Genomic DNA, 1,388 nt, shown 5'->3' with positions numbered 1-1,388 from the left:
GACAAATTATTGGGCAGGCTATTAACAAGCATTTGGTCAATAAGGATTGGTAAATTGAATATTATTTACCCAAGGAAGAAGGACAATGGTCATTTCAACAGATAATCATAAGCAGTTTAAATCATGGAAGTTTCCAAAATACAATATATTGTAATAAAAAAGTCCAATATTAATAAAATTTTATATGCAAATAACGATTCCGAAAATAGAATTTTAGAAGAATTAAGATATTATCTGTAAGTGTCCCAAAAAATCCAACAGCTTAAAACTGGACATAAATGTTTAGATTTAAGTAATAAGATGAAAAAGACACGTTTTACAGAAACACAGATTGTGCGAGCACTCAAAGAGGGAGAAGAAGGTCGAAAGACCGAAGATATCTGCCGAGAGCTTCAGATCAGCAAAGCCACCTTTTATAATTGGAAAAGCCGTTACGGTGGCATGGAAGCATCTTGAAGAAGAAAATGCACGCTTAAAAAAGATGTTTGCCGAACTGAGTATGAACCATGATATCCTAAAAGAAGTTATCACAAAAAAAGGTTGGGGCTCCGGCAACAAAAACAGTTGATCCAGGAGATTATCCTAGATCACGGTTTGAATGTCAGCGGAGCCTGTAAATTGACAGGTATGTGCCGTTCACAATATTACTATGTTAGTAAGAAAGATGTTAGCGTTGTTATAGCAGCATTAGATCAACTGTCTTCCAAACATCCTGTATATGGATTTCGAAAACTATATGCCTACCTGCGCAGAGAAGGTAAGCCATGGAACCATAAAAAAGTATACAGAGTATATAAGCTACTTAATATGAACAAGAAGCGGCGTGGCAAACGTCGGCTACCTACTCGGGAGAAACAACCTTTGGAACAACAGATCAGTATTAATCAAAAATGGAGCATGGACTTTATGAGCGATAGCTTGGCCAGCGGAAACAGGTTTAGAACTTTTAATGTGATGGATGACTGTCCCGTGAGATATTATGTATCGAAATAGCTACTTCAATTTCTTCTTTGCGGGTAACTCGGACACTTGAACAAATCATAGACTGGCGGGGCAAACCGCTCTGTCTACGCGTAGATAATGGTCCTGAATTCACCAGTCATCATTTTGAGCTCTGGTGTAAAGACCAGGGAATCGGTATTCAATTTATCCAGCCCGGTAAGCCTATGCAGAACGGTTACATCGAACGTTTCAACCGAAGTTATCGCAAAGAAATTTTGGATGCTTATTTATTTTTCAACTTGTCAGAAGTAAGAGAACATACCCAGGCATGGATGGATGAATACAATAACAACAGACCCCATGAAGGTCTTGGGAATCTTACACCAACGGAATTATCAAAAAATATTAGACACAAACAACAAATAAATCAATTAGTAACGTAAATT

Annotated in this window: 1 pseudogene; it reads left to right on the top strand. The window is 37.4% G+C overall.

Annotation, left to right across the window (positions count from 1 at the left end):
* Positions 1-300 precede the first annotated feature (300 nt).
* Positions 301-1,385 (top strand): annotated as a pseudogene (locus RT405_RS13460) (IS3 family transposase).
* Positions 1,386-1,388: the final 3 nt, after the last annotated feature.

The organism is Carnobacterium sp., assembly GCF_032094055.1.
In the GTDB taxonomy this organism is placed as follows: domain Bacteria; phylum Bacillota; class Bacilli; order Lactobacillales; family Carnobacteriaceae; genus Carnobacterium_A.
This window is presented reverse-complemented; position numbering and strand designations above follow the sequence as displayed.